The sequence below is a fragment of the Streptomyces sp. NPDC017991 genome, from assembly GCF_044328075.1.
Classification (GTDB): Bacteria; Actinomycetota; Actinomycetes; order Streptomycetales; family Streptomycetaceae; genus Streptomyces.
Window position 1 is genome coordinate 163,989 of record NZ_JBIRGP010000016.1, and the last position, 25,395, is coordinate 189,383.

General features: G+C 71.1%; 24 protein-coding genes. 16 read left to right on the forward strand and 8 right to left on the reverse strand.

Annotated elements, in window-relative coordinates:
- Nucleotides 1-149 precede the first annotated feature (149 nt).
- Complete coding sequence (cofC, locus tag ACH4DZ_RS37640) at nucleotides 150-782, reverse strand: 2-phospho-L-lactate guanylyltransferase (RefSeq protein ID WP_398293045.1); 633 nt, start codon at nucleotides 780-782, stop codon at nucleotides 150-152.
- Nucleotides 783-926: 144 nt separating this feature from the next.
- Here cofC and ACH4DZ_RS37645 point away from each other — a divergent pair, with 144 nt between their 5' ends.
- Genes ACH4DZ_RS37645 through ACH4DZ_RS37655 form a run of 3 tightly spaced genes read left to right on the forward strand, consistent with a single transcriptional unit; the run spans nucleotide 927 to nucleotide 4,046 of the window.
- The gene (locus ACH4DZ_RS37645; protein WP_398293047.1) at nucleotides 927-1,814 is read left to right on the forward strand and encodes a lysophospholipid acyltransferase family protein; all 888 of its coding nucleotides are present in this window, start codon (nucleotides 927-929) and stop codon (nucleotides 1,812-1,814) included.
- Nucleotides 1,811-2,830, forward strand: coding sequence for an NAD(P)H-dependent glycerol-3-phosphate dehydrogenase (locus ACH4DZ_RS37650; RefSeq protein ID WP_398293049.1), 1,020 nt, complete (start codon nucleotides 1,811-1,813; stop codon nucleotides 2,828-2,830). Before ACH4DZ_RS37645 ends, ACH4DZ_RS37650 begins: the two co-directional genes overlap by 4 nt.
- A gap of 58 nt (nucleotides 2,831-2,888) precedes the next feature.
- Nucleotides 2,889-4,046, forward strand: a complete 1,158-nt coding sequence (locus tag ACH4DZ_RS37655; RefSeq protein WP_398293051.1) for a D-alanine--D-alanine ligase family protein — start codon at nucleotides 2,889-2,891, stop codon at nucleotides 4,044-4,046.
- 191 nt (nucleotides 4,047-4,237) lie between these two features.
- Here ACH4DZ_RS37655 and ACH4DZ_RS37660 read toward each other — a convergent pair whose 3' ends face one another.
- Nucleotides 4,238-4,747, reverse strand: a complete 510-nt coding sequence (locus ACH4DZ_RS37660) for a DUF3515 domain-containing protein (RefSeq protein ID WP_398293053.1) — start codon at nucleotides 4,745-4,747, stop codon at nucleotides 4,238-4,240.
- Nucleotides 4,748-4,767: 20 nt separating this feature from the next.
- Nucleotides 4,768-5,001, reverse strand: a complete 234-nt coding sequence (locus ACH4DZ_RS37665) for an Lrp/AsnC ligand binding domain-containing protein (RefSeq protein ID WP_398293054.1) — start codon at nucleotides 4,999-5,001, stop codon at nucleotides 4,768-4,770.
- A gap of 344 nt (nucleotides 5,002-5,345) precedes the next feature.
- On the opposite strand from ACH4DZ_RS37665, the gene ACH4DZ_RS37670 reads away from it, so the two are divergent.
- Together ACH4DZ_RS37670 and thiD are read left to right on the forward strand one after the other, a co-directional pair.
- Nucleotides 5,346-6,311 carry a thiamine-phosphate kinase gene (locus ACH4DZ_RS37670; RefSeq protein WP_190850100.1) on the forward strand — a complete coding sequence of 322 codons (966 nt, stop codon included), beginning with the start codon at nucleotides 5,346-5,348 and terminating at the stop codon, nucleotides 6,309-6,311.
- Entirely contained in the window at nucleotides 6,308-7,144 is an 837-nt protein-coding gene (thiD, locus tag ACH4DZ_RS37675) for a bifunctional hydroxymethylpyrimidine kinase/phosphomethylpyrimidine kinase (RefSeq protein WP_398293057.1), read from the forward strand. The genes ACH4DZ_RS37670 and thiD overlap by 4 nt, the downstream gene beginning before the upstream one ends.
- A gap of 135 nt (nucleotides 7,145-7,279) precedes the next feature.
- On the opposite strand, the gene rpmB is transcribed toward thiD, so the two are convergent.
- Nucleotides 7,280-7,465 carry a 50S ribosomal protein L28 gene (gene rpmB, locus ACH4DZ_RS37680; RefSeq protein ID WP_107021922.1) on the reverse strand — a complete coding sequence of 62 codons (186 nt, stop codon included), beginning with the start codon at nucleotides 7,463-7,465 and terminating at the stop codon, nucleotides 7,280-7,282.
- Between the two features lie 274 nt (nucleotides 7,466-7,739).
- On the opposite strand from rpmB, the gene ACH4DZ_RS37685 reads away from it, so the two are divergent.
- Nucleotides 7,740-9,455 carry a DAK2 domain-containing protein gene (locus tag ACH4DZ_RS37685; RefSeq protein ID WP_398293059.1) on the forward strand — a complete coding sequence of 572 codons (1,716 nt, stop codon included), beginning with the start codon at nucleotides 7,740-7,742 and terminating at the stop codon, nucleotides 9,453-9,455.
- 228 nt (nucleotides 9,456-9,683) lie between these two features.
- Here ACH4DZ_RS37685 and ACH4DZ_RS37690 read toward each other — a convergent pair whose 3' ends face one another.
- A complete protein-coding gene (locus ACH4DZ_RS37690) occupies nucleotides 9,684-12,734 on the reverse strand; it encodes a tetratricopeptide repeat protein (protein WP_398293061.1) in 3,051 nt (1,016 codons plus the stop codon).
- Nucleotides 12,731-14,569 carry an HSP90 family protein gene (locus ACH4DZ_RS37695; protein ID WP_398293063.1) on the reverse strand — a complete coding sequence of 613 codons (1,839 nt, stop codon included), beginning with the start codon at nucleotides 14,567-14,569 and terminating at the stop codon, nucleotides 12,731-12,733. The genes ACH4DZ_RS37690 and ACH4DZ_RS37695 overlap by 4 nt, the downstream gene beginning before the upstream one ends.
- 162 nt (nucleotides 14,570-14,731) lie before the next feature.
- Here ACH4DZ_RS37695 and recG point away from each other — a divergent pair, with 162 nt between their 5' ends.
- The 8 genes from recG (at nucleotide 14,732) to mutM (ending at nucleotide 22,526) form a co-directional block, all read left to right on the forward strand.
- The gene (recG, locus tag ACH4DZ_RS37700) at nucleotides 14,732-16,942 is read left to right on the forward strand and encodes an ATP-dependent DNA helicase RecG (protein WP_398293065.1); all 2,211 of its coding nucleotides are present in this window, start codon (nucleotides 14,732-14,734) and stop codon (nucleotides 16,940-16,942) included.
- Between the two features lie 387 nt (nucleotides 16,943-17,329).
- Nucleotides 17,330-17,917 (forward strand): 16S rRNA (guanine(966)-N(2))-methyltransferase RsmD, encoded by a 588-nt coding sequence (rsmD, locus tag ACH4DZ_RS37705; protein WP_398293067.1) that lies wholly within the window; start codon nucleotides 17,330-17,332, stop codon nucleotides 17,915-17,917.
- 26 nt (nucleotides 17,918-17,943) lie between these two features.
- Complete coding sequence (gene coaD / locus ACH4DZ_RS37710) at nucleotides 17,944-18,423, forward strand: pantetheine-phosphate adenylyltransferase (RefSeq protein WP_398293319.1); 480 nt, start codon at nucleotides 17,944-17,946, stop codon at nucleotides 18,421-18,423.
- 93 nt (nucleotides 18,424-18,516) lie between these two features.
- The gene (locus tag ACH4DZ_RS37715) at nucleotides 18,517-19,614 is read left to right on the forward strand and encodes an ATP synthase F0 subunit B (RefSeq protein WP_398293069.1); all 1,098 of its coding nucleotides are present in this window, start codon (nucleotides 18,517-18,519) and stop codon (nucleotides 19,612-19,614) included.
- A 171-nt stretch (nucleotides 19,615-19,785) separates the two neighbouring features.
- The gene (locus tag ACH4DZ_RS37720; protein WP_398293070.1) at nucleotides 19,786-20,439 is read left to right on the forward strand and encodes a YceD family protein; all 654 of its coding nucleotides are present in this window, start codon (nucleotides 19,786-19,788) and stop codon (nucleotides 20,437-20,439) included.
- 2 nt (nucleotides 20,440-20,441) lie between these two features.
- Complete coding sequence (rpmF, locus tag ACH4DZ_RS37725) at nucleotides 20,442-20,615, forward strand: 50S ribosomal protein L32 (RefSeq protein WP_033321093.1); 174 nt, start codon at nucleotides 20,442-20,444, stop codon at nucleotides 20,613-20,615.
- A gap of 7 nt (nucleotides 20,616-20,622) precedes the next feature.
- Nucleotides 20,623-21,498: a ribonuclease III gene (gene rnc, locus ACH4DZ_RS37730; RefSeq protein WP_398293072.1), complete on the forward strand. Its 876-nt coding sequence runs from the start codon at nucleotides 20,623-20,625 to the stop codon at nucleotides 21,496-21,498.
- Between the two features lie 167 nt (nucleotides 21,499-21,665).
- The gene (gene mutM / locus ACH4DZ_RS37735) at nucleotides 21,666-22,526 is read left to right on the forward strand and encodes a bifunctional DNA-formamidopyrimidine glycosylase/DNA-(apurinic or apyrimidinic site) lyase (protein WP_398293074.1); all 861 of its coding nucleotides are present in this window, start codon (nucleotides 21,666-21,668) and stop codon (nucleotides 22,524-22,526) included.
- On the opposite strand, the gene ACH4DZ_RS37740 is transcribed toward mutM, so the two are convergent.
- Together ACH4DZ_RS37740 and ACH4DZ_RS37745 are read right to left on the reverse strand one after the other, a co-directional pair.
- The gene (locus tag ACH4DZ_RS37740; RefSeq protein WP_398293077.1) at nucleotides 22,499-22,897 is read right to left on the reverse strand and encodes a winged helix-turn-helix transcriptional regulator; all 399 of its coding nucleotides are present in this window, start codon (nucleotides 22,895-22,897) and stop codon (nucleotides 22,499-22,501) included. The two genes, mutM and ACH4DZ_RS37740, sit on opposite strands and share 28 nt — an antisense overlap.
- A gap of 83 nt (nucleotides 22,898-22,980) precedes the next feature.
- Complete coding sequence (locus tag ACH4DZ_RS37745; protein WP_398293079.1) at nucleotides 22,981-24,138, reverse strand: CAP domain-containing protein; 1,158 nt, start codon at nucleotides 24,136-24,138, stop codon at nucleotides 22,981-22,983.
- 131 nt (nucleotides 24,139-24,269) lie between these two features.
- On the opposite strand from ACH4DZ_RS37745, the gene ACH4DZ_RS37750 reads away from it, so the two are divergent.
- Together ACH4DZ_RS37750 and ACH4DZ_RS37755 are read left to right on the forward strand one after the other, a co-directional pair.
- Nucleotides 24,270-24,551, forward strand: coding sequence for an acylphosphatase (locus ACH4DZ_RS37750; protein ID WP_398293081.1), 282 nt, complete (start codon nucleotides 24,270-24,272; stop codon nucleotides 24,549-24,551).
- 394 nt (nucleotides 24,552-24,945) lie between these two features.
- Nucleotides 24,946-25,149: a hypothetical protein gene (locus ACH4DZ_RS37755; protein ID WP_107021972.1), complete on the forward strand. Its 204-nt coding sequence runs from the start codon at nucleotides 24,946-24,948 to the stop codon at nucleotides 25,147-25,149.
- Nucleotides 25,150-25,395 lie beyond the last annotated feature (246 nt).

The following is a 25,395-nucleotide window of genomic DNA, read 5'->3' on the forward strand; positions in this document are numbered from 1 at the left end:
CGTCCGGGGTTGGCGGATACGTGCGGGCCGGTGGGGGCTTGTCGCGCAGTTCCCCGCGCCCCTTCGGGGTGCGCCCGGGGCTGGGGTCGGTGGGTACGTGCGGGTCCGGTGGGGGCTTGTCGCGGAGTCCCCCGCGCCCCTATCGGGGCTCAGGCCGCTTTGAGGCGTTGCGCGGCCACTGCCGTGCGCGGGCCCACGCCCAGCGCCAATGCCGCTCGCAGGTCCGCGCCCGTATCCACGTCCTGGCGGACGGAATCCACCGCGGTCAGGAGGAGTTCCGCGGCGCCCGAGGCGCGATGGCGCGCGCGGGAATCCGTTCCGAAAGCGGGAAGCAATTCGTGGCCCGGGGACGCGGCCAGGAGAGTGGTGCCGATTCCGGCGGCATCCGTGAGGAAAGCGCGGGGGAATTCGGCGGCGGCCGTGAGGACCCGGGCCAATTCGAGAGGGCGCAGAGCAGGCAGATCCGCGTTCAGGGCGGCCAGCGCAGTGTGCGGGTGCGCGGTGCGCACGGCCCTCTCCGCGTGCCGCAGGGCGGCGTTCAGGCCGCCCCCGGGTTCGTCCGGGACGATCCGGGCGCCCAAGGCGGCCAGCTCGCGCCCGGCCAGGGCGTCGCCCGTGACTACGGCCACATCCGCGACTTCCGGGCAGGCCAGCGCCGCGGCCACCGTGTCCTGTGCGAAGGCGAGGGCGAGCCCGGGGCGCAGGCCGTCGGCCGCGGTGTCCGAGAGCCTGCTCTTCGCCCGCGCAAGGGCTTTGAGGGGTACGACCATGATCCATTGCACGAGCGCTTCGGCCCTCCCTTGTCCGGCCCATTGTCCCCCGGGCACCGGAGAGGGTCCGAAGGCGGGGCGTACGGTGTTCTCGACAGACCGGCGGCCCGGGGTGACACTTGTGCGGCCCCCGAGGCCCAAGAGGAAGGTGTTCGCGTGTCCCGCCGCAGAATCGGCTTCTGGTACCGCTTCTCAGCGGTCCTCGTCAAACCGCCGCTGGTGGTTCTGATCAAGCGGGACTGGCGGGGAATGGACAACATTCCTGCCGATGGCGGTTTTATCACCGCGGTGAACCACAATTCTCACGCCGATCCGTTCGCGTACGGGCACTTTCAGTACAACACCGGCCGGGTTCCGCGTTTCCTCGCCAAGAGCGGGCTTTTCAAGAGCGGATTCGTGGGGGCGGCCATGCGGGGGACCGGGCAGATCCCGGTGTACCGCGAGAGTTCCGACGCGCTCAGCGCCTACCGGGCCGCGATCGACGCCGTGGAGCGCGGGGAATGCGTCGCCTTCTATCCCGAGGCCACCCTCACCCGTGACCCCGACCTGTGGCCGATGACCGGCAAGACGGGTGCCGCGCGGGTCGCGCTGCAGACCAGGTGCCCGGTGATCCCGGTGGCCCAGTGGGGCGCCAACCACCTGCTGGCCCCGTACGCGAAGAAGCCCGATCTCCTTCCGCGCAAGACGCACCATGTGCTCGCGGGCCCGCCCGTGGACCTCTCGCGGTTCTACGACAAGGAGATGACCCCCGACCTCCTGAAGGAGGCGACCGAGGTCATCATGGCCGCGATCACCGCGCAGCTGGAGCTGATCCGCGGCGAGAAGGCGCCGGCCACGCGCTACGACCCGCGCCTGGTGCGTATCGAGCAGCGGCGCAGGACAGGGGAACAGGACGAGCAGGAAGCGCACGACGAGCACGACGAGCTGAACGCGCGCCGGGAGTCGGCCGCGCAGGAGAAGACCGTGCGGGAAGCCGGCGTGCGGGAAGCCGGCGTGCGGGACACGACCGAGACAGAGCACGAAAAAAAGGGGCACGGCAAGTGACGACATCCGGCAGGCCCGTCAAGGCGACCGTCTTCGGGACCGGATCGTGGGGCACCGCCTTCGGCATGGTGCTCGCCGACGCCGGGTGCGACGTGACGCTGTGGGGACGGCGGGCCGAGATCGCCGAAGCGGTCAACTCCACCCGTACGAACCCCGACTACCTGCCGGGCATCGACCTCCCGGAGAACCTGCGGGCCACCACGGACGCCGCCGAGGCCGCCCGCGACGCCGACTTCACGGTCCTCGCCGTGCCCTCGCAGACCCTGCGCGGAAACCTGGCGGAATGGGCGCCGCTGCTCGCGCCCGGCACGGTCCTCGTCTCCCTCATGAAGGGGGTCGAACTCGGCTCCGCGATGCGGATGAGCGAGGTGATCGAGGACGTCGCGAAGGTCGGCGCCGACCGGATCGCCGTGGTCACCGGGCCCAACCTGGCCCGTGAGATCGCCGCCCGGATGCCGGCCGCCGCCGTGGTCGCGTGCACGGACGAAGGCGTGGCCCAGCGGCTCCAGACCGCCTGCCACACGCAGTACTTCCGGCCCTACACCAACACCGACGTGGTGGGCTGCGAACTGGGCGGCGCGGTCAAGAACGTCATCGGCCTCGCCGTCGGCATCGCGGACGGCATGGGCCTGGGCGACAACACCAAGGGCTCCCTCATCACACGGGGGTTGGCGGAGACGACCCGGCTCGGGCTCAGGATGGGTGCCGACCCGCTGACGTTCGCCGGACTCGCGGGCCTGGGCGACCTCGTGGCGACCTGCTCCTCGCCGCTCTCGCGCAACCACACCTTCGGTACGAACCTCGGCAGGGGCATGACCCTCCAGGAGACCATCGCGGTGACCAGGCAGACCGCCGAGGGCGTCAAGTCCTGTGAGTCCGTACTGGACTTGGCGCGCCGGCACGGAGTCGACATGCCCATCACGGAGACCGTCGTCGAGATCGTCCACGAGGGCAAGCCGCCGGTCGTCGCCGTCAAGGAACTGATGTCACGCAGCGCCAAGCCGGAACGGCACTGAGCGACCCCGCCACCGGCCGCTGACTCAGGGTCCTGCCACCGGGTACTCTCAACGCGATATGAGCACCGAGAACCTTCCCCAGAGCCCTGAGCAGCCGCCTCGCAAGCCGCGCGTGGCCGTCGTCTTCGGCGGGCGCAGTTCCGAACACGGGATCTCCATGGTCACCGCCGGAGCCGTCCTGCGGGCCATCGACCGGACCAGGTACGACGTCCTGCCGATCGGGATCACCCGGGAAGGCCGCTGGGTGCTCACGGCCGACGACCCGGAGCGCATGACGATCAGTGAGCGTCGTACGCCCGACGTCGAGTCGCTCGCCGAGTCGAGCGAGGGCGGCGTGATCCTGCCCGTCGACCCCGCCAACCGCGAAGTGGTCTACAGCGAGCCGGGTTCGGTGCCCAAGGCGCTCGGCGAGGTCGACGTCGTCTTCCCGATGCTGCACGGCCCGTACGGCGAGGACGGCACCCTGCAGGGTCTGCTGGAGCTCTCCGGTGTCCCGTACGTCGGCTCGGGCGTGCTCGCCTCGGCCGTCGGCCAGGACAAGGAGTACATGAAGCGGGTGTTCACCTCCTTCGGGCTGCCGGTCGGCCCGTACGTGGTGATCCGGCCCCGTGAGTGGGAGCAGGACGAGTCGGCGGCCCGCAAGAAGATCATCGACTTCGCGGGGGAGCACGGCTGGCCGCTCTTCGTGAAGCCCGCGCGCGCGGGGTCGTCGATCGGCATCACCAAGGTCGAGGACCTGTCCGGCCTCGACGAGGCGATCGCGGCGGCCCAGCACCACGACCCGAAGATCCTCGTGGAGGCGCTGCTGCGCGGTCGCGAGATCGAGTGCGGTGTCCTGGAGTTCGAGGACGGGCCCCGGGCCTCCGTACCGGCCGAGATCCCGCCGGTGCAGTCGCACGCGTACTACGACTTCGAGGCGAAGTACATCGACTCGACCCCCGGCATCGTGCCGGCCCCGCTGACCCCCGAGCAGACCACCGAGATCCGGCGCCTGGCCGTCGAGGCCTTCGAGGCCGCCTCCTGCGAGGGGCTGGTCCGCGCGGACTTCTTCCTCACCGAGGACGGCGAGTTCGTGATCAACGAGATCAACACGATGCCCGGCTTCACGCCGATCTCCATGTACCCCAAGATGTGGGAGGCGACGGGAGTCCCGTACCCGGAACTGGTGGACCGCCTGATCCAGGCGGCCCTGCGCAGGTCTACGGGTCTGCGCTAGGGAGTGCCCCGCAGGGGGAGCCGGCTGTCGGGCGCGCGGTCACCGGCTCCGCTTCTTCGGGCGGGGCCGGGGCTTGCTCTTCAGGGGCGCGGGGAACTGCGCAACACCGGCCACGACGCACCCGCACCCGCACCCGACCACGCACGCACGCGCCCGACCACGCTCAGCCCGCGACCATCAGCCCGCGGCCATCAATCCGCGATTCCCGAAGGGATCGTCTTCTTGATGGCCCCGGCCAGATCGACGAGAACAGCTGACGTATCCCGTCCGGAGGGCACGGTCACCTCGACATACACGCTTCGCTGAGCGGAGGTGAAGCGGGTCACCCCGCCGTCCCGTTCCTCCATCAGCCACCCCACCCCGTTCACGCCACCCCCGATCGCATCGGGATCACTCCCGTCGGCCACCTTGGGGTCGACCATCTTCGCGGGCCGCGACACCCCGCAGCGCAGTATGATCGCCGGGCTTCCCCAGCCCGCGGTCAGCGCTGACCGGGGCTCGGGATCCTCCCGATCGAGGCCGTCCACCCTCCGTGGCAACGACTTGTCCAGGTTCCGGCACAGCTTGGCGGCCTTGGCCCCCGGACTGGGAACCGAGGCCGGGATGTCGTCGTCTGCTGAGGAGCAGCCTGTGGCAGCGATCAGCAGGACGAGGGCGGGCAGCCCGACCAAAGAAGCACGCCGGTGACGGAAGAGGTCCACCGGCCCAGCGTAGACGGGGGCTACAGGTGCACGACCGGGCAGGTCAGGGTACGGGTGATGCCGTCCACTTGCTGGACTTTCGCGACCACCATGCGGCCGAGCGCGTCCACTGTGTCGGCTTGGGCCCGCACGATCACGTCGTACGGCCCGGTCACGTCCTCGGCCTGAATCACCCCCGAAATCTTGCTGATCGTCTCGGCGACGGTCGACGCTTTGCCGACCTCCGTCTGGATCAGGATGTACGCCTGTACCACGGAACCTCCAGGGCGGCCACGAGGATCATGTGGGGAAAAGGAACGCCACGGTATCGCGTCGCCGCACGCCACGGGGAGACCCGCGGGGGCGGGGGCTTGCGCGCCAGGGTGCACGGACCGCACAGGTTGACGGTTGACTCGACGGTACCGAGGTACGGGACGGCCCGCGACCGCACGCACGCGGGACGCGACCGGACGCATACGGGAACACAGACGCAGTCACAAATGCAGTCACAGATGCAGTCACAAATGCGGTCACAGATGCGGTCACGACGCAGTCACGCAGGAACAGAAGCAGACAGGGCGACTCGCCTCATGGGCACGAAGGGAACAGGTGAGACTCGGTGAAGGGAACCGTGGGCGAGTTGGGGGAGTTCGGGCTCATCAAGGAGCTCACCTCCCGGCTCACCACCACCCCGGCGGTACGCGTCGGGCCGGGTGACGACGCGGCCGTGGTGGCCGCTCCCGACCGCAGGGTCGTGGCGAGCACCGACATCCTCCTGGAGGGGCGCCACTTCCGGCGCGACTGGTCCACGGCGTACGACGTCGGGCGCAAGGCCGCCGCGCAGAACCTCGCGGACATCGCCGCCATGGGTGCCGTGCCGACCGCACTGCTGCTCGGCCTGGTCGTCCCGGCCGAACTGCCCGCCACCTGGCCCTCCGAGCTGATGGACGGCCTGCGCGACGAGTGCCAGGTCGCGGGCGCGGCCGTGGTCGGCGGAGATGTCGTACGCGGCGACACGATCACCGTGGCGATCACCGCGCTCGGTGATCTGCGCAACCACGAGCCGGTGACCCGGGCCGGCGCCCGGCCCGGCGACGTGGTGGCCGTGACGGGCTGGCTGGGCTGGTCCGCGGCCGGGCACGCTGTGCTCTCCCGCGGGTTCCGCTCGCCGCGCGCCTTCGTCGAGGCCCACCGGCGCCCGGAGCCGCCGTACCACGCGGGCCCCGCGGCGGCCGGGCTCGGCGCGACCTCCATGACGGACGTCAGCGACGGGCTGATCGCCGACCTCGGGCACATCGCCGAGGCCAGCAAGGTACGCATCGACATCCGCTCCGGTGCCGTCGACATCCCCACGCAGATGAACGACATCGGGCAGGCCGTCGGCGTCGACCCGATCCAGTGGGTGCTCACCGGCGGTGAGGACCACGCGATCGTCGCCACCTTCCCGGCGGACGTGAAGCTGCCCGCCCGCTGGAAGGTGATCGGCGAGGTCCTCAACCCGTCGGCGCTGCCCCAGGTCACGGTCGACGGGGCCCCTTGGACCAGCAAGGGCGGCTGGGACCACTTCGGGGACATCGAGTCATGAGCGCCCCGCCGCGTGACTCGTCCCGTGTCCCGTCCCGTGTCCCTCCTCGCGTACTGACGGTCGCGGGTTCCGACTCCGGTGGCGGGGCCGGGATCCAGGCCGACCTGAAGACCATGCTCGCGCTGGGGGTGCACGGCATGAGCGTGCTCACCGCCGTCACCGCGCAGAACTCCCTCGGCGTACAGGGCGCCTGGGAGCTGCCGGTGGAGGCGGTGCGCGCCCAGTACCGCAGTGTGGTCGACGACATCGGCGTCCAGGCGGTCAAGACCGGCATGCTCTCCTCCGCCGAACTCGTGGAGGCCGTCGCCGAGTTGATCGGCGGCACCGACGCGCCGGCCGTGGTCGATCCGGTCGGTGTCTCCAAGCACGGCGACTCCCTGCTGGCCTCGTCCGCCCTGGACTCCGTACGGACGAAGCTGCTCCCCGTGGCCACGGTGGCGACACCGAACCTCGACGAGGTGGCCCAGCTCACGGGCGTGACGGTCGGGTCGGAGGACGGGATGCGGCGGGCGGCGGAGGCCGTGCTGTCGTACGGGCCCGCCTGGGCGCTGATCAAGGGCGGCCACCTGAGCGGGGACGCGGTGGACTTCCTCACCGACGGCTCCGACGAGCTCTGGCTGCGGGCGCCCCGGTTCGACAACCGGCACACCCACGGCACGGGGTGCACGCTCGCCAGTGCGATCGCCTCCGAGCTGGCGAAGGGGGGATCGGTACCGGACGCGGTCGTGGCGGCGAAGGAGTACGTCACCGGGGCGATCGCGGCCGGATTCGCGCTCGGGGCCGGGATCGGCCCGGTCCATCACGGCTGGCGGTTCACCTCAGTGACCGAGTGACCGAGTGACCGAGTGGCCGAGTAGTCCGGGAGACCCGAGTAACCCGGGAAGCTTGGGAACAGCAGAAAGCCGGTCCTCCGTGAGGGGGACCGGCTTCGAGCGGTGGACCAGCAGTGGCTGCGCGCTGTGCAGATGTCAGCGCGAGACCTTGCCGGCCTTGATGCACGAGGTGCAAGCGTTGACGCGCTTCGGCGTCCCGCTGACCACGGTACGGACGCGCTGGATGTTCGGGTTCCAGCGACGGGACGTACGGCGGTGCGAGTGCGAGATGCTGTTGCCGAAGCTCGGCCCCTTGCCACAGACGTCGCAGTTGGCAGCCACGGGTCACTCCAAAGACTTCAGATGCTCTTACGGTGGATCCCGGCATGCCGAGATCAGGATCGTAGGATCTGAGTGGCGCTGCCAGGGGGAAGGCCCGATGAGATCGGGCAACCGGAGCAGCATACAACGACTGCGTCCGTACAACGAAACTACCATGTCCCGCGCGGGCTCCGTCCCGGCCCTCTTCCGGCCGGCACCCCAGCGGGGTCTACGCTGCGTCGGACGTTCGGCCGCTCGGTCCGGCCGCTCAGACCGGCTGCTCAAGGAGGCGCAGGTGCCGCAGGTGCCGCAGACACTGGACGCATCCGCGGTACGCGCCTGGTGCGGACTCGCGCTGGAGGCCCTCGGCCGTGCGCGCGAGGAGATCGACGCGATCAATGTCTATCCCGTCGCCGACGGGGACACCGGCACCAACCTCTATCTGACCGTCGAGTCGGCGGCCGCGGCGGTCGAGGCGGTCTTCGCGGCGCACGCGGCGATGTCCGTCGTCGGCACCACACCCGACGGACCGGGGATCGAGCCGCCCACACTCGCCGACGCGGTACGGGCCATGGCGCACGGCGCGCTCATCGGGGCGCGGGGCAACTCGGGGACGATCCTCGCGCAGCTCCTGCGGGGCATGGCCCAGGTACTCGCCGCGGACACGGGTACCGGACGGACCGACGGCCCGGGCCTGCGGCTCGCCCTGCGGCACGCGGCCGACGCGGCCAGGCAGGCCGTCGCGCACCCGGTGGAGGGCACGGTCCTCACGGTCGCCTCGGCCGCCGCCGACGCGGCCTCGGGCGCAGAGGGGAACTGCGCGGTGGTCGCGTGGGCCGCGTACGAGGGCGCGCGGGCGGCGCTCGCGGCGACCCCCGGACAGCTGCCTGTCCTGGAACGGGCCGGAGTGGTCGACGCGGGCGGACGGGGACTGGTGGCCGTGCTGGGGGCGCTGGTGGAGACGCTCACCGGCGAGGTCCCCGCGGTGGGGGCGGTCCCGGTACTCGCGTCCCACGCGCGCGTGGAGGGGGTGGAACTCGGGGAGTGTGCGGACGGCGGTCCCGCTCCGGAGCAGGAGGAGGCCGGCCCCGAGTTCGAGGTGATCTACCTCCTGGAGGCGGACGACGCGGCCGTGGCGCGGCTGCGCGACCGGCTCGACGCGCTCGGGGACTCGCTCGTCGTGGTCGGCGGGGACGGGCTGTGGAACGTGCATGTGCACGTCGACGACGCGGGCGCGGCCGTGGAGGCGGGGGTCGAGGCCGGCCGGCCGCACCGGATCCGGATCACGCACTTCGGGCCGGCCGACGCGCACACCACCGGCTCGACGGTCCGGCCGGTCCGGGAGAGGGCACAGCGGGCGGTCGTGGCCGTCGTCCCCGGGGAGGGCCTCGCGCGGCTCTACGCCGAGGCGGGGGCCACCACGGTCCTCGCGCGCCCCGGGGAGCCGCCGGCCAGCGGAGAACTCGTGGACGCGGTACGGCGGGCCCACGCCCTGGAGGTCGTCCTGCTGCCGAACGACGCCGAGCTGCGTCACACGGCCGCCGCGGCGGCCGAGCAGGCCCGCACCGAGGGCGTACGGGTCGCGCTGATCCCCACGCGCTCGGCGGTGCAGGGGATCGCCGCGCTCGCCGTGCACGAGCCCGAGCGGCGCTTCGACGAGGACGTGGTCGCGATGACCTCGGCGGCGGGCGCGACCCGGTACGCCGAGGTGGAGGTCGCGGAACGCCAGTCCTGGACCATGGCCGGCATCTGCCAGGCCGGCGACGTCCTCGGCCTCATCGACGGCGACGTGGCCGTGATCGGCTCCGACGTCACGGCCATCGCCGAGTCGGTCCTGAACCGCATGCTCTCGGCGGGCGGCGAGATGGTCACCCTGGTCCTGGGCGACGAGGCCCCCGACACGATCGCCGACCACCTGGAATCCCGGGTCCGCGAGTCCTACCTGGCCGTGGACACAGTGGTATACCGGGGCGGCCGCCAGGGAGCACTCCTGTTGATCGGCGTGGAGTAAACACCCGCCCCCCAGAGGGACCGCCCCCACCAAAGCTCTACGCAACAGCCACAGCGCACGGCCCCGTAAGGGGCGCGGGGAACGGCGCGAACAGCCACAACGCACCCGCACCGTTCCCCGAGGGCCATGGGGACCGCCGCGAGCACGGGCAACGTATCGGCGGCCCCTGTAAGGGGCGCGGGGAACGGCGCGAACAGCCACAACGCACCCGCACCCGGCACTCGACGCTCAGCCCCCTCCCGTCGCCCGCAACAACCGCTCCGCCTCGGCAAGCCGAACCACCACGACCTCGTCAGAGCCAGCGCCAGCGCCGGCGTACGCGTCAACGACGGCGCGGGCCCGCCCAGCCGCCCCCTCCGGCCGCTCAAGATCCGCCTCCAGCCACCCGGCGGCAAGCTGCGCACCCGTCCGGTCATGGAGGGCGTCCTCACCGAGCGAGAGGAACCCGGAGACGGCCAGTGCGAGATGGGTCAGCGCCTCCTCGAACAGCGCGCGGATCGCCTCGTCCTCGGCGTCGTCGGGCACGGAACGGGCGACCAGGTCACCGAACTGCCGATGCGTATGCGCGAGTTCGGCGACGAGCGACTCGCGAGCCGCCTCCCCGTCCCCGGACACACCCGCCTGGCACGCAACGACAGCCCGCCCCATCAACTCCCGCGCCACATCGACCCCCACACCCTCCGGTGCCCCGGCGTCCATGGCGTCCCTGGCGTCCTCAAGGCCCCCGCCGGCCCGCCCGCGCACAGCGAGCCACGCACGGGCCCGCAACGACCGGACCAGCCCGTGGACGTTCCCGAGGGTCGCCCACAGATCCCCGGCGCGCTCATAGGCCAGCTCCGCATCAGGAAGCAGCCCCGCCTGCCCGAGCGCCTCCGCGGCGAGGTGCGCGAGCGTCGCGTGGTCCTGCTGTTCGGGCCACCGCCGGGCGACGTCGGCCGCCCGGAGCCAGTGCTCGGCGGCCTCGCGGTGCTCGCCGAGCTCGGTGAGACAGTCGCCGAGCCACCACCGGGTCTGCACGACCGCCGCGTCGCCGTGCGTGTCCGCGCTCAGTTCCGACAGCGCCGACTCCAAGACCTCCGCGGCCTCCGCCCACCGCTCCCGGCGCAGCAGGAAGCCGCCCAGCTGATGCCGCGCCCAGGCGCCCAGCGTGGCACTCTCGCCGCCCTCGTCGGCCCAGTGTGACGCCTCCAGGGCGTGGTCCACCGCGGGCCCGAACCGCCCCGTGGCGCCGAGTATCTCGGCCAGCTGGAGATGCAGCTGGGCCTGCCCGGTCGCCTCCATGAAGGGCGCCCCGTGCTCCAGCGCCGCCCTGGCCGCCCGCTCGGCCGCCTCGGCGTCGCCCAGATGGCGGGCGAGCCCGGTCAGCCGGGCCTCGTACTCCGCCGCGAACCACGGCACCCCGGCCGCGACGAACGCCTCCGAGGCCCCCGTGAGCAGCTCAGCGGCCTTCTCCGCGTCTCCGGAGAGCGCCGCGAGCTCGCCGAGCATCGCCTGTGCCTCCGCGGCCCGCGAGGCGACCAGAGGATCGTCCCCGGCGCCCGGCCCGGCGAGGGCCAGCAACTCCCGGGCGGCGGCCCCGGCGGCGGCCGAGGCCTTCGACCCGCTCCCCGAGCCACCGGTCAGCCCGTTCGTCCCCGCCGCCTCGTGCACCCGGTGCAACAGAATCCGGGCCCGCCCGACCAGCACGGAAGCGGCCTGCCGAAGCCCGGTCGCGCCCTCCGCGAACAGCGCGAGCACCAGCTCGTACGGTTCCGAGACCGCGGCCAGTGCCTCCTCGCTCCGGCCGGACAGGGCCAGCACGTACGCTCCACGCGCGCGTGCCGCCAGCGCCTCACCCGGGTCGCCCGCGTCCTCGTACAACTGGGCCGCCCGGGCGAACAGTTCCACGCCCTCCGGGCCGAGACCCATCGCCTCGTGGTCGGTCATCTCCGCACGGTCGCGAGGAGTCAGCTCCTGCTCCCCGACGGCCCCGACAACTTCGACGGCCTCGGCGACCGCCGCCCAGGCCGCGACGGACTCCGGACGCAGCGACGCGGAGAGCCGCCGGGCCTCGGCGAGCAGCGCGGACAGCGCGGGCAGCTCCGGCCCCACGCCGGCGACGGGAGCCGGCACCGGAACCGACCGCACGGGAGCGGTGGCGACACCCGTCCGCACCGCCGCCCGTACCCCCAGCGGCAGGCGGTCCACCAGCGGCTGCCGGTCCATGCGCCGGCGGACACGCTCGCTCACCCGCGTCGTGCCGTTGCGTGCGTCGAAGCGCCCGGCCAGGGAAAGGGCCTCCACGCGCGCGTGGGCGGCGAGTTCGTCCGCCGTCCAGGTGCGCCCCGCCGGACCCGGCACGGTCCGGGTGCCGAGCCCCAGAGAGGTCAGCCGGTCCGCCAGCAGGGCGACCACGGCCAGGAAGTCCATGCGGCTGCGCGGCTCCCCGCTGTCCGTGAAGTACGAGGGCCGCTCCGCGAGCAGCTCCAGGGCACGTGCCTCGTTGCCGCTCAGCACGCAGAACTCCACGTGGTCCGCGTACGCGCCGCGCATGCTCTCCATGGACCGCACCAGCCGGAGACCGCGCAAGTGGTGGGCGCGTGCCTCATCCGTACGGCCGAGGCGCAGCAGGGGCAGCAGCGAGGACGCGAGGACGGCGTGCGGTTCGTGGGCGCAGGTGTACTCGCCCTCCAGGACAGGCCGCCACAGATCGAGGGCCTCGGCGTCCGCGCCCCGCTCCGCCCGCCAGCCGCCCTGGTCGTGCAGTTCGCAGGCGTGGCAGTCGGCCATCCGGTCCCGGTCCGCGGCGAGCCACGCCGTGTACGCGCGCTCGGCCCGCCCCAGGTCCCCGACCTCCCGGGCCACGGTGAACTCGGCGGCGCGCACGGCCCGTTCGGAGTGACCGGCGAGGCGGTAGCGGTGCTCCATCTCGCCGAGCCACTTCTCGATGGAGGTGAGCGGTATGTGCGGCTGGCCGAGCATCCCGGAGGACACCCATTTGAAGACCCAGTGCAGGGAGTGGACCTCGTACTCGTCGAAGTCCTCGGGCCGTTCGTCCCACATGCGCAGCAGGCGCGCGAAGGGGACGAACATCCGGTCCTTCTCGGAGCTGTAGTTGTAGACCTTCAGCTGGTGGCCCAGCGCCTCGATCACGGCGAGCGGGATGTCCAGCTTCTCTGCCTCGCCGAGCAGCTGCTCGGCGCGCGCGTTGCGGGCGGGGCCCTCCGGCTGCTCGTAGTTCTCCTGCATCGCCCGGCGCAGCGCGTCGAAGTCCATGTGCTTGTCCACAGGGCGGCTCATCGGTGGCCCTCCTCCGGGGGGTTGTCGTGGGTGGCCCACTCCAGGAGGCCCATGAACGCGCGGTTCAGCAGCGCCGAGTCCGCGGGCCGCAGCGGTCGCTGGGCCATCAGCAGGGCCTGTCCGTACAGCGACTCCGTAGCCGTGCCGATCAGCTCCCGGTCGTCGAGCGAACCGATCCGCCGGATCAGCGGGTTCAGGTGGTTGAGCACCAGCCGCGCGCGCGGGGCGCTGCCGCGCAGCGAGCCGAGGATGCCCGCCCACAGGTCGTCGGCCTGTTCCTCGGCGTCCGCGCGTGCCCGCTCGTGGCGGGTCGCCCGGTCGTCCAGGTGCAGCGCGGGCACGGAGAGCGGATGGAAGGCCCGTAGGACGACATCGCACCCCAGGGGGTCGAGTTTCGCCCGCGCGGCCCCCAGGAAGGCCGACAGGGCCAGCTCCACCGCCGGGTCGACCGCGTCCAGATGGGCGGTCACCGTGTCGGCGTCCAGCTCCGCGACGACCGTCCCCGGGCGCACGGAGGGCAGCGCCTCGACGAGTTCGGTGTCGTACGTGTAGCCGCCGTTGACGACCCCCACGCCCTGCGCGGACGCGATCTGCGCGACCTGCCGGTACTCCTCCACGGTCCGCGTGAAGTGCACCACCGGATGCCGCTGGGCGAACTCCTCCAGGGACACCCGTCCGTCGGTGGTCTCGAACGGCAGCCACGGCAGCATCGTGCGCAGCATCTCGCCGTCGTGCCGCGCCAGGGACTTCACCCCCAGGTGGTGCACCGACAGGAAGGCGGCAAGGCGCTCCGGGTCACCGGCCGCGAGCCCCGTCAGCCAGGCCCGTATCCGCTCACCCAGTGCCTCCCGTACGCCCGCCAGGGTCTCGTCCTCGTACAGCGACTCCCGGGACGCGGTGGGCCGCAGGCTGTCCGTGTCCAGGACACAGCGCACGAAGAACGCCCAGTCGGGCAGCAGCTGTTCGGCCCGCTCGGTGAGCAGCATGCCCTTCAGGTGTACGCGGTGGCCGGCGCGCCGGGCGGGGCTGACCGCGGACGGCAGCACGTACGCCACGCCGCGGATCCCGGCCAGCGGCACGTTCAGCTCGATCGAGTCCAGGGGTGTGAACCCGAACAGGTCGTGGCAGTGCCGGGCCAGCGCGGCCCGCCGGGCGGCCGGACCGGGGTAGGAGCGGTCCCAGGGCGCCGGCAGATCCGTCACCGTCTCGTCGCCCACGCGGACGTCGTACGGCAGCAGCGAACCGAAGTCCCGGGCCAGCGACAGCACCCGCTCCTCGGCCAGCCAGTCGGCGGCGCCCGGACGGGCCTCCAGGTACACGGTGGTGCCCGGTTCGGCACGGGCCTCGGGCGGCAGCGTACGGACCCGGTACGAGCCGTCGTCGGCCGCCGTCCACTCCACGGGCGGCGCGTCGGGCGTACGCGCGCTGCGGCTGACCACCCGGATGCGCTCGGCGACCACGAAGCAGGCGAGCAGGCCGATGCCGAACTGGCCCAGGAAGTCGGAACGGGCCGACTCCAGGCCCTCGGCCCGCTTGGAGCTGCGGCCGATGGTCGCCAGGAGGCTGTGCACGTCCTCCTCGGTGAGCCCGATCCCGGAGTCCTCCACGCGCAGGGTGCCGTCCTCGGCGAACAGCCGCACCAGGGCGGGCGCGTCCGGCTGCTCGGCGCGCCGGGCGGTGATCGCGTCCACGGCGTTCTGCAGCAGTTCGCGCAGATAGACCTTGGGACTGGAGTAGAGGTGGTGGGAGAGAAGGTCCACGAGGCCGCGCAGGTCGACCTGGAACGTGTGAGGTGACTGGGATGCCTGGGACGGCTGTGAGATCTGGGAGTCCATCGTCGCTGCGCCGGTGGGGGGACGTGCGACGGCGCGGGGTCGGGCGGTCCGTGACGAGGCGACCGCGAACAGTGCCGGAGCCGGACATCCTAGGGCCGGAACGAGCCGTCTGACCAGGGGATTTCCAGTACGTATACGGCAATGTCAGTGGTGTGGTGTGCAATGGATCTCGTGCCCGCGCTCGAAGAACCACTGAAGAAGGTGCTCGGACCCGCCACCGCGAAGGTGATGGCCGAGCATCTCGGCCTGCACACCGTCGGCGACCTGCTGCACCACTATCCGCGCAGATACGAGGAGCGCGGGCAGCTCACCCACCTCGCCGACCTGCCCATGGACGAGCACGTGACGGTGGTCGCCCAGGTCGCCGACGCCCGCCTGCTCACGTTCGCCTCGGCCAAGGCGCCCCGCGGCAAGGGGCAGCGCCTCGAAGTGACCATCACGGACGGCAGCGGCCAGCTCAAGCTGGTCTTCTTCGGCAACGGCGTGCACAAGCCCCACAAGGACCTCCTCCCCGGCACCCGCGCGCTGTTCTCCGGCAAGGTCTCCGTCTTCAACCACCGCCTCCAGCTGGCCCATCCGGCGTACGAGCCACTGCGCGGGGAGGACGCGGACGAGACCGTGGACACCTGGGCCGGAGCGCTGATCCCGCTCTACCCCGCCACCGCCAAGCTGGAGTCCTGGAAGATCGCCAAGGCGGTGCAGACGGTGCTGCCGAGCGTCCAGGAGGCCGTCGACCCGCTGCCCGAGCAGCTGAGGGCGGGCCGGAGCCTGGTCGCCCTGCCGGAAGCCCTCCTCAAGATCCACCGCCCGCACACCAAGGCGGACATCGAGGACGCGCGCGCCCGCCTCAAGTGGGACGAGGCCTTCGTCCTCCAGGTGGCCCTGGCCCGCCGCCGCCACGCGGACTCCCAACTACCCGCGGTGGCAAGGAAACCCAAGCAGGACGGCCTCCTGACAGCCTTCGACGCGAAGCTCCCCTTCACCCTCACCGACGGCCAGCGGAAGGTCTCCAAGGAGATCTTCGACGACCTGGCCACCGAGCACCCGATGCACCGGCTGCTGCAGGGGGAGGTGGGTTCCGGAAAGACGATGGTGGCGCTGCGCGCGATGCTCGCCGTGGTCGACGCGGGCGGGCAGGCCGCGATGCTCGCCCCCACCGAGGTGCTCGCCCAGCAGCACCACCGGTCGATCACCGAGATGATGGGGGAGCTGGCCGAGGGCGGGATGCTCGGCGGGGCCGACGACTCCACGAAGGTGGTGCTGCTCACCGGCTCCATGGGCGCGGCCGGCCGCCGGCAGGCGCTCCTCGACCTGGTCACCGGCGAGGCCGGGCTCGTCATCGGCACACACGCGCTGATCGAGGACAAGGTGCAGTTCCACGACCTGGGCCTGGTCGTGGTGGACGAACAGCACCGGTTCGGCGTCGAGCAGCGCGACGCCCTGCGCGGCAAGGGCAAACAGCCCCCGCACCTGCTGGTGATGACCGCCACGCCCATCCCGCGCACGGTCGCCATGACCGTCTTCGGTGACCTGGACACCTCGGTCCTGGACCAGCTCCCCGCCGGGCGCTCGCCCATCGCCAGCCATGTCGTCCCGGCCGCGGACAAGCCCCACTTCCTTTCGCGCGCGTGGGAGCGCGTGCGGGAGGAAGTGTCGAACGGCCATCAGGCGTACGTGGTCTGCCCCCGCATCGGCGACGAGGACGAAGACCCGAAGAAGTCGAAGAAGAAGCCGTCGCCCGAGGACGAGGCCGAGAAGCGCCCGCCCCTCGCCGTCCTGGAGGTCGCCGACCAGCTCGCCAGGGGCCCGCTCCAGGGCCTCAAGGTCGAAGTGCTGCACGGCCGGATGCCCCCGGACGACAAGGACGCGGTGATGCGCCGCTTCACCGCCGGGGAGACGCACGTCCTGGTCGCCACGACGGTCATCGAGGTCGGGGTGAACGTGCCGAACGCGACCGCGATGGTGATCATGGACGCCGACCGGTTCGGCGTCTCCCAGCTTCACCAGCTGCGCGGCCGGGTCGGCCGTGGCTCCGCCGCGGGCCTGTGCCTGCTCGTCACCGAGATGCCGGAGGCGAGTCCGGCCCGGCAGCGGCTTACCTCGGTGGCGTCCACCCTCGACGGCTTCGAGCTCTCCCGCATCGACCTCGAACAGCGACGCGAGGGCGATGTCCTGGGCCAGGCCCAGTCCGGGGCCCGCACGTCCCTGCGGATGCTCACGGTCATCGAGGACGAGGAAATCATCGCCGAGGCCCGCGAGGAGGCGACCGCCGTGGTGGCCGCCGACCCTGACCTCGACAACCTCCCCGGCCTGCGTACGGCGCTCCAGGCGCTGCTGGACGAGGAACGGGAGCAGTACCTGGACAAGGGCTGACAGCCGCCGTCCCCGGGGGCTGCGCCCCCGGCCCCCCGCATCGGCCTGAACGGCCTCGTCCTCAAACGCCGGACAGGCTGAAAAGGCAGAGACCGACCCCGCCCCCCAGCCGGGTATGACGAAAGGCACGGCGAAGCCGGCCTTTCGCGGGCGCGGGGAACGGCGCGACAAGCCACGACCGGCCCGCACCCGACGGACAACCCCGAAAGCAGGGGCGCAGCCCCGCTCCCAAGGGGCGCGGGGCTGTGACACAGGCGGCTCCGCCGCAGGGCGCGGCCGGCCCCCACCCACCCGCAGCCGCCCACCGGGCGAACCACCCCCCACCTGCCAGACTGGACCCGTGACCACCCCCTCCGGCAAGGCCGACAACGCCGACAAGGACCCCACATGACCCGTGTGATCGCAGGCGTCGCAGGCGGAAGACGCCTCGCGGTCCCGCCCGGCACCGGCACAAGGCCCACCTCCGACCGCGCCCGTGAGGGTCTCTTCTCCACCTGGCGGTCCCTGCTCGGCGGCCCCCTCGAAGGCGACCGCGTCCTCGACCTGTACGCCGGCTCGGGCGCCATCGGCCTGGAGGCACTGAGCCGCGGCGCCGGACACACCCTGCTCGTCGAGGCCGACGCCCGCGCCGCCCGCACGATCCGCGAGAACGTGAAATCGCTCGGCCTGCCCGGCGCCGAGGTGAGGTCCGGCAAAGCGGAACAGATCATCCGTACCGGCGTCCCGGAAGCCCCGTACGACCTGGTGTTCCTCGATCCGCCGTACGCCGTCACGGACGACGATCTTCGCGAGATCCTGCTCACACTCCGTGCGGGGGGCTGGCTCGCGGGCGAAGCGCTCGTCACCGTTGAACGCAGTACAAGAGGCGGCGAATTCCGATGGCCGGACGGCTTTGACGCACTGCGCTCCCGTCGCTACGGCGAGGGAACGTTTTGGTACGGTCGCGCCGCCTCTACGTGCGAAGACGCACGATGACCGGACCGGAGAGCGAGGGATCTGAAGTGCGCCGCGCCGTCTGTCCCGGGTCGTTCGACCCGATTACCAACGGACATCTCGACATCATCGCCAGAGCGTCCAGGCTGTACGACGTCGTGCACGTCGCGGTGATGATCAACCAGTCCAAGAAGGGCCTCTTCGAGATCGAGGAGCGCATCGACCTGATCCGCCAGGTCACGGCGGAATTCGGGAACGTCGAGGTGGAGTCCTTCCACGGCCTCCTCGTCGACTTCTGCAAGGAGCGCGACATCCCGGCCATCGTGAAGGGCCTGCGCGCGGTCAGCGACTTCGACTACGAGCTGCAGATGGCCCAGATGAACAACGGCCTCTCCGGCGTCGAGACCCTCTTCGTGCCGACCAACCCCACCTACAGCTTCCTCTCCTCCTCGCTGGTCAAGGAGGTCGCGACCTGGGGCGGAGACGTCTCCCACCTGGTCCCGCCGCTGGTCCTCGGGGCACTCACGGAACGCCTCAGGAAGGACTGAGCAAGTCCGCCGTCCGGTGTCGTGCGGGGCGGGAGTGGTCGTACAGTCGAACCGTCCGTCTCCATCACGGTTGTAGAGAGTGGCGAGCACACGGTGGACGTGCAGAAGAAGCTCGATGAGATCGTCTCGGCGGTCGGCAACGCCCGCTCGATGCCCATGTCGGCCTCGTGCGTGGTCAACCGCACCGAGCTGCTCTCCCTGCTCGAAGAGGTACGCCAGGCGCTGCCCGGCTCTCTCGCCCAGGCCGAGGAACTGATCGGTGGCCGCGAACAGATGGTCGAGCAGGCCCGGCTGGAGGCCGAGCGGATTGTCGAGTCCGCGCACGCCGAGCGCGGCTCGCTGATCTCCGACACCGAGGTCGCCCGCCGCTCGCAGAACGAGGCCGACCGGATCCTGGCCGAGGCCCGCAAGGAGGCCGAGGACGTCCGCGCCGAGGCCGACGAGTACGTCGACTCCAAGCTCGCCAACTTCGAGGTCGTGCTCACCAAGACCCTCGGTTCGGTCGGCCGCGGTCGCGAGAAGCTCCTCGGCACCGGGCCCGGCACCGACGAGCAGGGCTACGAGGACGAGGACGCCCCCGAGCGCAGCCTCGACCCGGAGACCCTGCGCCACAACGCCGACCAGTACGTCGACGTCAAGCTCGGCGCCTTCGAGGCCGTCCTAGCCAAGACCCTGGACGCCGTCGGCCGCGGCCGGCAGAAGCTGCACGGCCGCATCGCCAGCGACGACCTGAGCGACCTGGGCGCCTTCGGCGAGGACGGGACGACCGGACAGCACACCACCGACGCCGAGTACCTGGACGGCCTCGCGGAGATCCCCGAGCAGGCCGCCAGGCCCCGGACCGCCGACCAGCCCCGGCCCCCGGCGGAGCTGCCCCACCAGCAGCAGTACGGGCAGCAGGACGCCTACGCCTACCAGCAGCAGCCCGCCGACCCGTACGGCTACCAGCAACAGCAGCAGTACGCGCAGCACGACGGGTACGGCTACCAGCAGAACGCCGACCCGTACGCCGCCTACCCGCAGCAGGGTTACGACCAGCAGGCCGCGTACGACCAGAGCGGGCAGCAGCAGGCGTACGCCCAGCCGCCCCAGACGCCCCAGCCGCAGGAGAACGCGCTCGACGAGACCAGTCTCTTCGACACCACCATGATCAGCGCGGAGCAGCTGCGGGCGTACGAACAGGGGCGCTGACCGGAGGCCCGGCGGAGGCCAGGCGGGGGCCCTCGCAGGGGTGCGGGCACCGGATTGGGCCGAGAGCGAAAGGTCCAGTATCCTGGCTCTTCGGTCGTGTGCACGTCCGCGATCACCGCTGCCCGGGAACCACCGAGGGCAGTACCCCGAGTTTCGAGATCGAAAGCAGGAATGGCTCTGAACGCCCGCCTCGACCACCGCAACCCTCTCGTGTTCGACACACACGAGCTGGGGCGGCGTCCCGGTGCGCTGCAGCGCCTGACCCGTGAGATCGACGCTCCCAAGGACCTCGGTCTGCAGGGAGTCATCGGAGTGCCGGAAGGCGCCCCGGTGAAGCTCGACCTCCGACTTGAGTCGGTCATGGAAGGGGTGCTTGTCACAGGCACCGCCCATGCACTGGCCAAGGGGGAGTGCGTAAGGTGTCTGGAGCCGGTCGAGCAGCAGCTCGAAACGGATTTCCAGGAGATGTTCTCGTACCCTGACGCCGACGACCGGGGCCGTGTGAAAGCGGAGCCGGCCGACGACGCCGAGGACGACGAGGACACGCTCTTCATCGAGGACGGTCTGTTCGACCTCGAACCCGTGCTGCGTGATGCGGTGGTGCTCGCACTGCCGATGCAGCCGGTGTGCCAGGACGACTGCCCCGGCCTGTGCTCCGAGTGTGGAGCCCGGCTCGCGGACGACCCGGACCACCATCATGACGCCGTCGACATCCGTTGGGCGGCACTGCAAGGACTCGCCGGTTCACTCGAAGATGGCGAGAAGGACGAGTTGGGCGGCGGCGCGCTTCCATCAGCGCACGCCGACAAGAAGCAGGAGAAGTAGCCGTGGCTGTTCCGAAGCGGAAGATGTCGCGCAGCAACACGCGCCACCGCCGGTCGCAGTGGAAGGCTGCGGTCCCCAACCTGGTTGCGTGCGAGCGCTGCCACGAGCCCAAGCTGCAGCACATCGCGTGCCCTGCTTGTGGCACCTACAACAAGCGCCAGGTCCTCGAGGTCTGAGCGGCTGGTGAGAGGCACTGTGTCTAGCCCCAAGAAGGCGGACGACGCCAAGGCGGAAGTAAGCGCCAAGAAAAAGGCGGAGAACACAGCCTCGTCCCACACCCTTCTGGAAGGGCGGCTCGGGTACAAACTTGAGTCCGCCCTTCTGGTGCGTGCACTGACCCACCGTTCGTACGCGTACGAGAACGGCGGTCTGCCGACCAACGAGCGTCTGGAGTTCCTCGGGGACTCCGTACTCGGCCTCGTGGTCACGGACACGCTGTACACCACCCACCCCGACCTGCCCGAAGGCCAGCTGGCCAAGTTGCGGGCCGCGGTGGTCAATTCGCGTGCGCTTGCGGAGGTGGGCCGTGAGCTCGACCTCGGCTCCTTCATCCGGCTCGGCCGGGGCGAAGAGGGCACAGGTGGCCGGGACAAGGCGTCCATCCTCGCCGACACCCTTGAAGCGGTGATCGGCGCTGTCTATCTCGACCAGGGTCTGGACGCGGCGGGCGAACTCGTCCACCGTCTCTTCGATCCCCTGATCGAGAAATCCTCGAATCTGGGTGCGGGCCTGGACTGGAAGACCAGTCTCCAGGAACTCACGGCGACCGAGGGGCTCGGGGTTCCCGAGTACCTGGTCACCGAGACCGGCCCCGACCACGAGAAGACCTTCACAGCTGCTGCCCGCGTCGGAGGCGTCTCGTACGGCACCGGCACCGGCCGCAGCAAGAAGGAAGCGGAGCAGCAGGCCGCGGAGTCCGCCTGGCGGGCCATCCGTTCCGCCGCGGACGAGCGTGCCGCGGCGGCTGCAGCCGCCGAGCTGGAAGCCCCGACGGCCCCAGTCGATGAGGAGACGCCCGACGCCTCCTCCCCGACCACGACCGACCCGGCTTCAGCCTGACCCCACCCCTTTGCCTGCCCCCGACCAACGGGGGCGGGCAAAGTCTTTTCTCTCCCGGGGGCGCGGGGAACGGTGCAGTCTTTGGCCTTCAAGGGGCGCGGGGAACGGCGCGACCAGCCCCCACCCACCCGCACCCGAATATGGAACCGCCCCCTCCGGAGGAGCCCGTGCCAGAACTGCCCGAGGTCGAGGTCGTACGACGAGGCCTCGAACGCTGGGTGAGCGGCCGAATCGTCGCGGACACCCAGGTCCTGCACCCCCGCGCCGTCCGCCGCCACATCGCCGGCGGCGAGGACTTCGGCGCCCGCCTCAAAGGGCACCGCGTCGGACTGGTCCAGCGCCGAGGCAAGTACCTCTGGCTGCCGCTCGCGGACTCCGCGACCGCCGTGCTCGCGCACCTCGGCATGAGCGGACAGCTCCTCGTCCAGCCGCAGGACGCGGCCGACGAGAAGCACCTGCGCATCCGCGTCCGCTTCGAGGACGACCTCGGCACGGAACTCCGCTTCGTCGACCAGCGCACCTTCGGCGGACTCTCCCTGCACGAGACCTCGCCCGACGGACTCCCCGACGTCATCGCGCACATCGCGCGCGACCCCCTGGACCCGCTGTTCGACGACGACGCGTTCCACGAGGCGCTGCGGCGCCGGCGCACGACCGTCAAACGCGCCCTGCTCGACCAGTCGTTGATCAGCGGTGTCGGCAACATCTACGCGGACGAGGCGCTGTGGCGCGCGCGACTGCACTATGAGCGCCCCACCACCGGGTTCACGCGCCCGCGCACGGCCGAACTGCTGGGCCACGTACGAGATGTGATGAACGCGGCGCTCGCCGTCGGCGGCACCAGCTTCGACAGCCTCTACGTCAACGTGAACGGTGAGTCGGGCTACTTCGACCGCTCACTCGACGCGTACGGGCGGGAGGGCGAGCCGTGCCGGCGCTGCGGCACCGTGATGCGGCGCAGGCCCTGGATGAACCGGTCCAGCTACTTCTGCCCGAGCTGTCAGCGTCCGCCGCGCGCGGTGTCGTAGCGCTCACGCGCCTCCAGCACCTCGTCCATGCGCCCCTCCATGTAGTGGATGAGGGCCAGCAGCCGTCCGGCGACCTCGCGGCCCAGCGGCGTCAGCTCGTAGTCCACCCGCGGCGGGTTCGTCGGCTGTGCGTCCCGGTGCACCAGCCCGTCGCGTTCCAGCGCGTGCAGGGTCTGGGAGAGCATCTTCTCGCTCACGCCGTCGACGCGCCGGCGCAGTTCGTTGAAGCGGAGCGATCCCTCGGGCAGAGCGGCCAGCGCCCCCAGCGTGAGCGCGCCCCAGCGCCCGGTGATGTGCTCAAGGGTGCCTCTGGAAGGGCAGGCCTTGGAGAACACGTCGTACGCGAGGTCCGGCGTATCGGTGAGGTCCACGCGGTGAGCGTACTCCCAGGCAGCGCTGACCAAAAGCGTGCACTAACCAGAAGTTAGTGCACGCCTCTGTACGTACGTCCTGGCTAGTAGCCGAAGTCCTGCGTCCACCAGGGGCCGCCCGACGCGAAGTGCGCGCCGACACCCAGGGTCTTGAAGTCGCAGTTCAGGATGTTCGCGCGGTGGCCGGGGCTGTTCATCCAGGCCTCCATCACCGCGGCGGCGTCGGCCTGGCCGCGGGCGATGTTCTCGCCGCCGAGGTTCGCTATGCCGAGCTTCTCCGCCCGGTCCCAGGGGGAGGCCCCGTCCGGGTCCGTGTGGTCGAAGAAGTCCCGTGCGGCCATGTCCTCGCTGAAGGACTCGGCCAGCGCGGCCAGCGAGCTGGACGCGGTCACCGGGCTGCAGCCCGCCTTGGCCCGCTCGTCGTTGACCAGCGAGAGGACCGCGGCCTCGGCCGTGGACGGCGTGGACGCCGCCTTCGACGGAGTCGTCTCGGGAGCCTTCGGCGCGGGAGCCTTGGCGACAGGCTCCTCCGTCTTCGACTCCTCGGTGGCCGGAGCCTTCGTCGACGGCTTCGCGGAGGGCTTCTTCGCGGCCTTCTCCGGAGCCTTCGTCGGTGAGACCGACGGAGAGGGAGAGCGCTCCAGGTCGCGGCTCGTGCCCGAGTCCACGCGGTCGTCCGCGGAACCGTTCGTGCCGCCCTGGGTCTCCACGTCGCTCGGGGTGTCCTGGGCGCGCACCTTGTCCGCGCCGCCGCCCCCGATCGAGAGGGAGTCGCTGCCCGGTATCACCCCGGAGGCGACGGCGACGGCACCCATCGCGACGGCGGCCGAGACACCGAGCAGACCGGTGCGTACGGGCGTCGCGCCCTTCCTGCGGCGGCGCTGGCCCCCTCGCCGGGCACCCCGGTCGGGTGTGTAGTCGCCCGACGCGTGACCGGCGGGCTCGTCCCCGGTGAAGAGGTAGGCGTCGCTCTTCGAGTAGAGGTCACCCGTCTCGTGGATGCCGCCCGGCGAGTCGTACATCCCGGCGGTCGAGTAGGGGCCGCCGGTCAGGTAGTCCCCGGCGGTGCGGTGGTCACCCGCGGTGGCGTAGTCGCCCAGGCTCGGATAGTCGCCCGGGCCCACGTACTGGCTCGCGTCATCCGTCGCGTGGCCGCCCGTGTACGTCTCGTACGTATCTGTGACCCCGGTGGCGCGGCCTGTGGCGGCGCGGCCGGCGGCGGAGCGTCGGTGGCGTCCCATCTCCTGGCCTTCCTCATCCTTGCGGTCAACGTTCCTCACCCGAACGAGTGAGGCTCATTGGGTCGGGACGGTACCCCATGGCGCAAGGGGTGGAAGTGCTCAGAGAGCAATTGGCCGGTTAGCGTGCAGCCATGAGTGAGCATACGAGGCTGGTCGCCTGGGTACGCGGGCGCGTGCAAGGGGTGGGTTTCCGCTGGTACACGCGAGCCCGGGCCCTGGAGATCGGCGGGCTGAGTGGTTTTGCTCTCAATTTGGAGGACGGACGGGTCCAGGTGGTCGCGGAGGGTCCCCGCGAGGGGTGTCAGGGGTTGCTGGAGTGGCTCGCGGGAGACGACACGCCGGGCAGGGTCGACGGAGTCACTGAGATCTGGGACACGCCCCGTGGCGGCTACGACGGCTTCGCCATCCGGTGAGATCCACTCGGCGGCGGCGGTCGCGGCCCTCTTCGAGGTGAGCGCGGGACGTGCGCCGGGTACCCGTCCCGGAGAGAAAGCACCAGGTGGTTGCCAAGAAACCACCACTCGTGGCAGGCTCCGCCGACAAGGATGATCTCCACGCCCCAGAGGCCCCGACACAGAGGTTGCGCCGCCCGTTCCCAGGCCGCGCGCTGAGGGGTGCCCCCCAATACGGGGCGTGATCGTGTTGACCGTCAAACTTTTTGGTGAGACGCTGAAAGTCCCCGCGCACCTTAGCTGTTTGGCATGTAAGAGCGGCAGTAAGAACACAAGATCGCCAAGCATCGCGGGTGCGATTCCCTCACGACCCACACCGCTTCGGTCGGTCACTCAGTGTGGAGGACCATCCATCATGGCAAAGGCGCTTCTCGGTTACGTCGGCGGCTCCGACCCGCGACTCATTGCCGAGATGCGACGGCTCCAGCAGCGCGTCCAGGACCTGGAATCCGAGCTCGGACGAATCCAGGCCGAGAACGACGCGCTCGCGGCTGCCGCTTCTCACGACTCGCTTCTCGAAAGCATCGACGTACCCCAGGCGGAGCCTGCGCTCACCTGATCGCTGAAGAGCACCCTCACCACCACCAGTGAACAGGCTGCATGTGTCAGCCGCTAACAGAGTTGCAAGGGACGCTTCGGCGTCCCTTCTTTCTTTCCCCCCGGTACTCCATCGCTCATCGCCGGCTGTTCAACCTCTGCCGGCCGTTCAACCCCTGCCGACTGTTCACCCTCTGCCGACTGTTCACCCTCTTTAACGTCTGGTGTGCCCTGCACGTTCATGGGCGAAACCGTGCGTTCGTGGAGT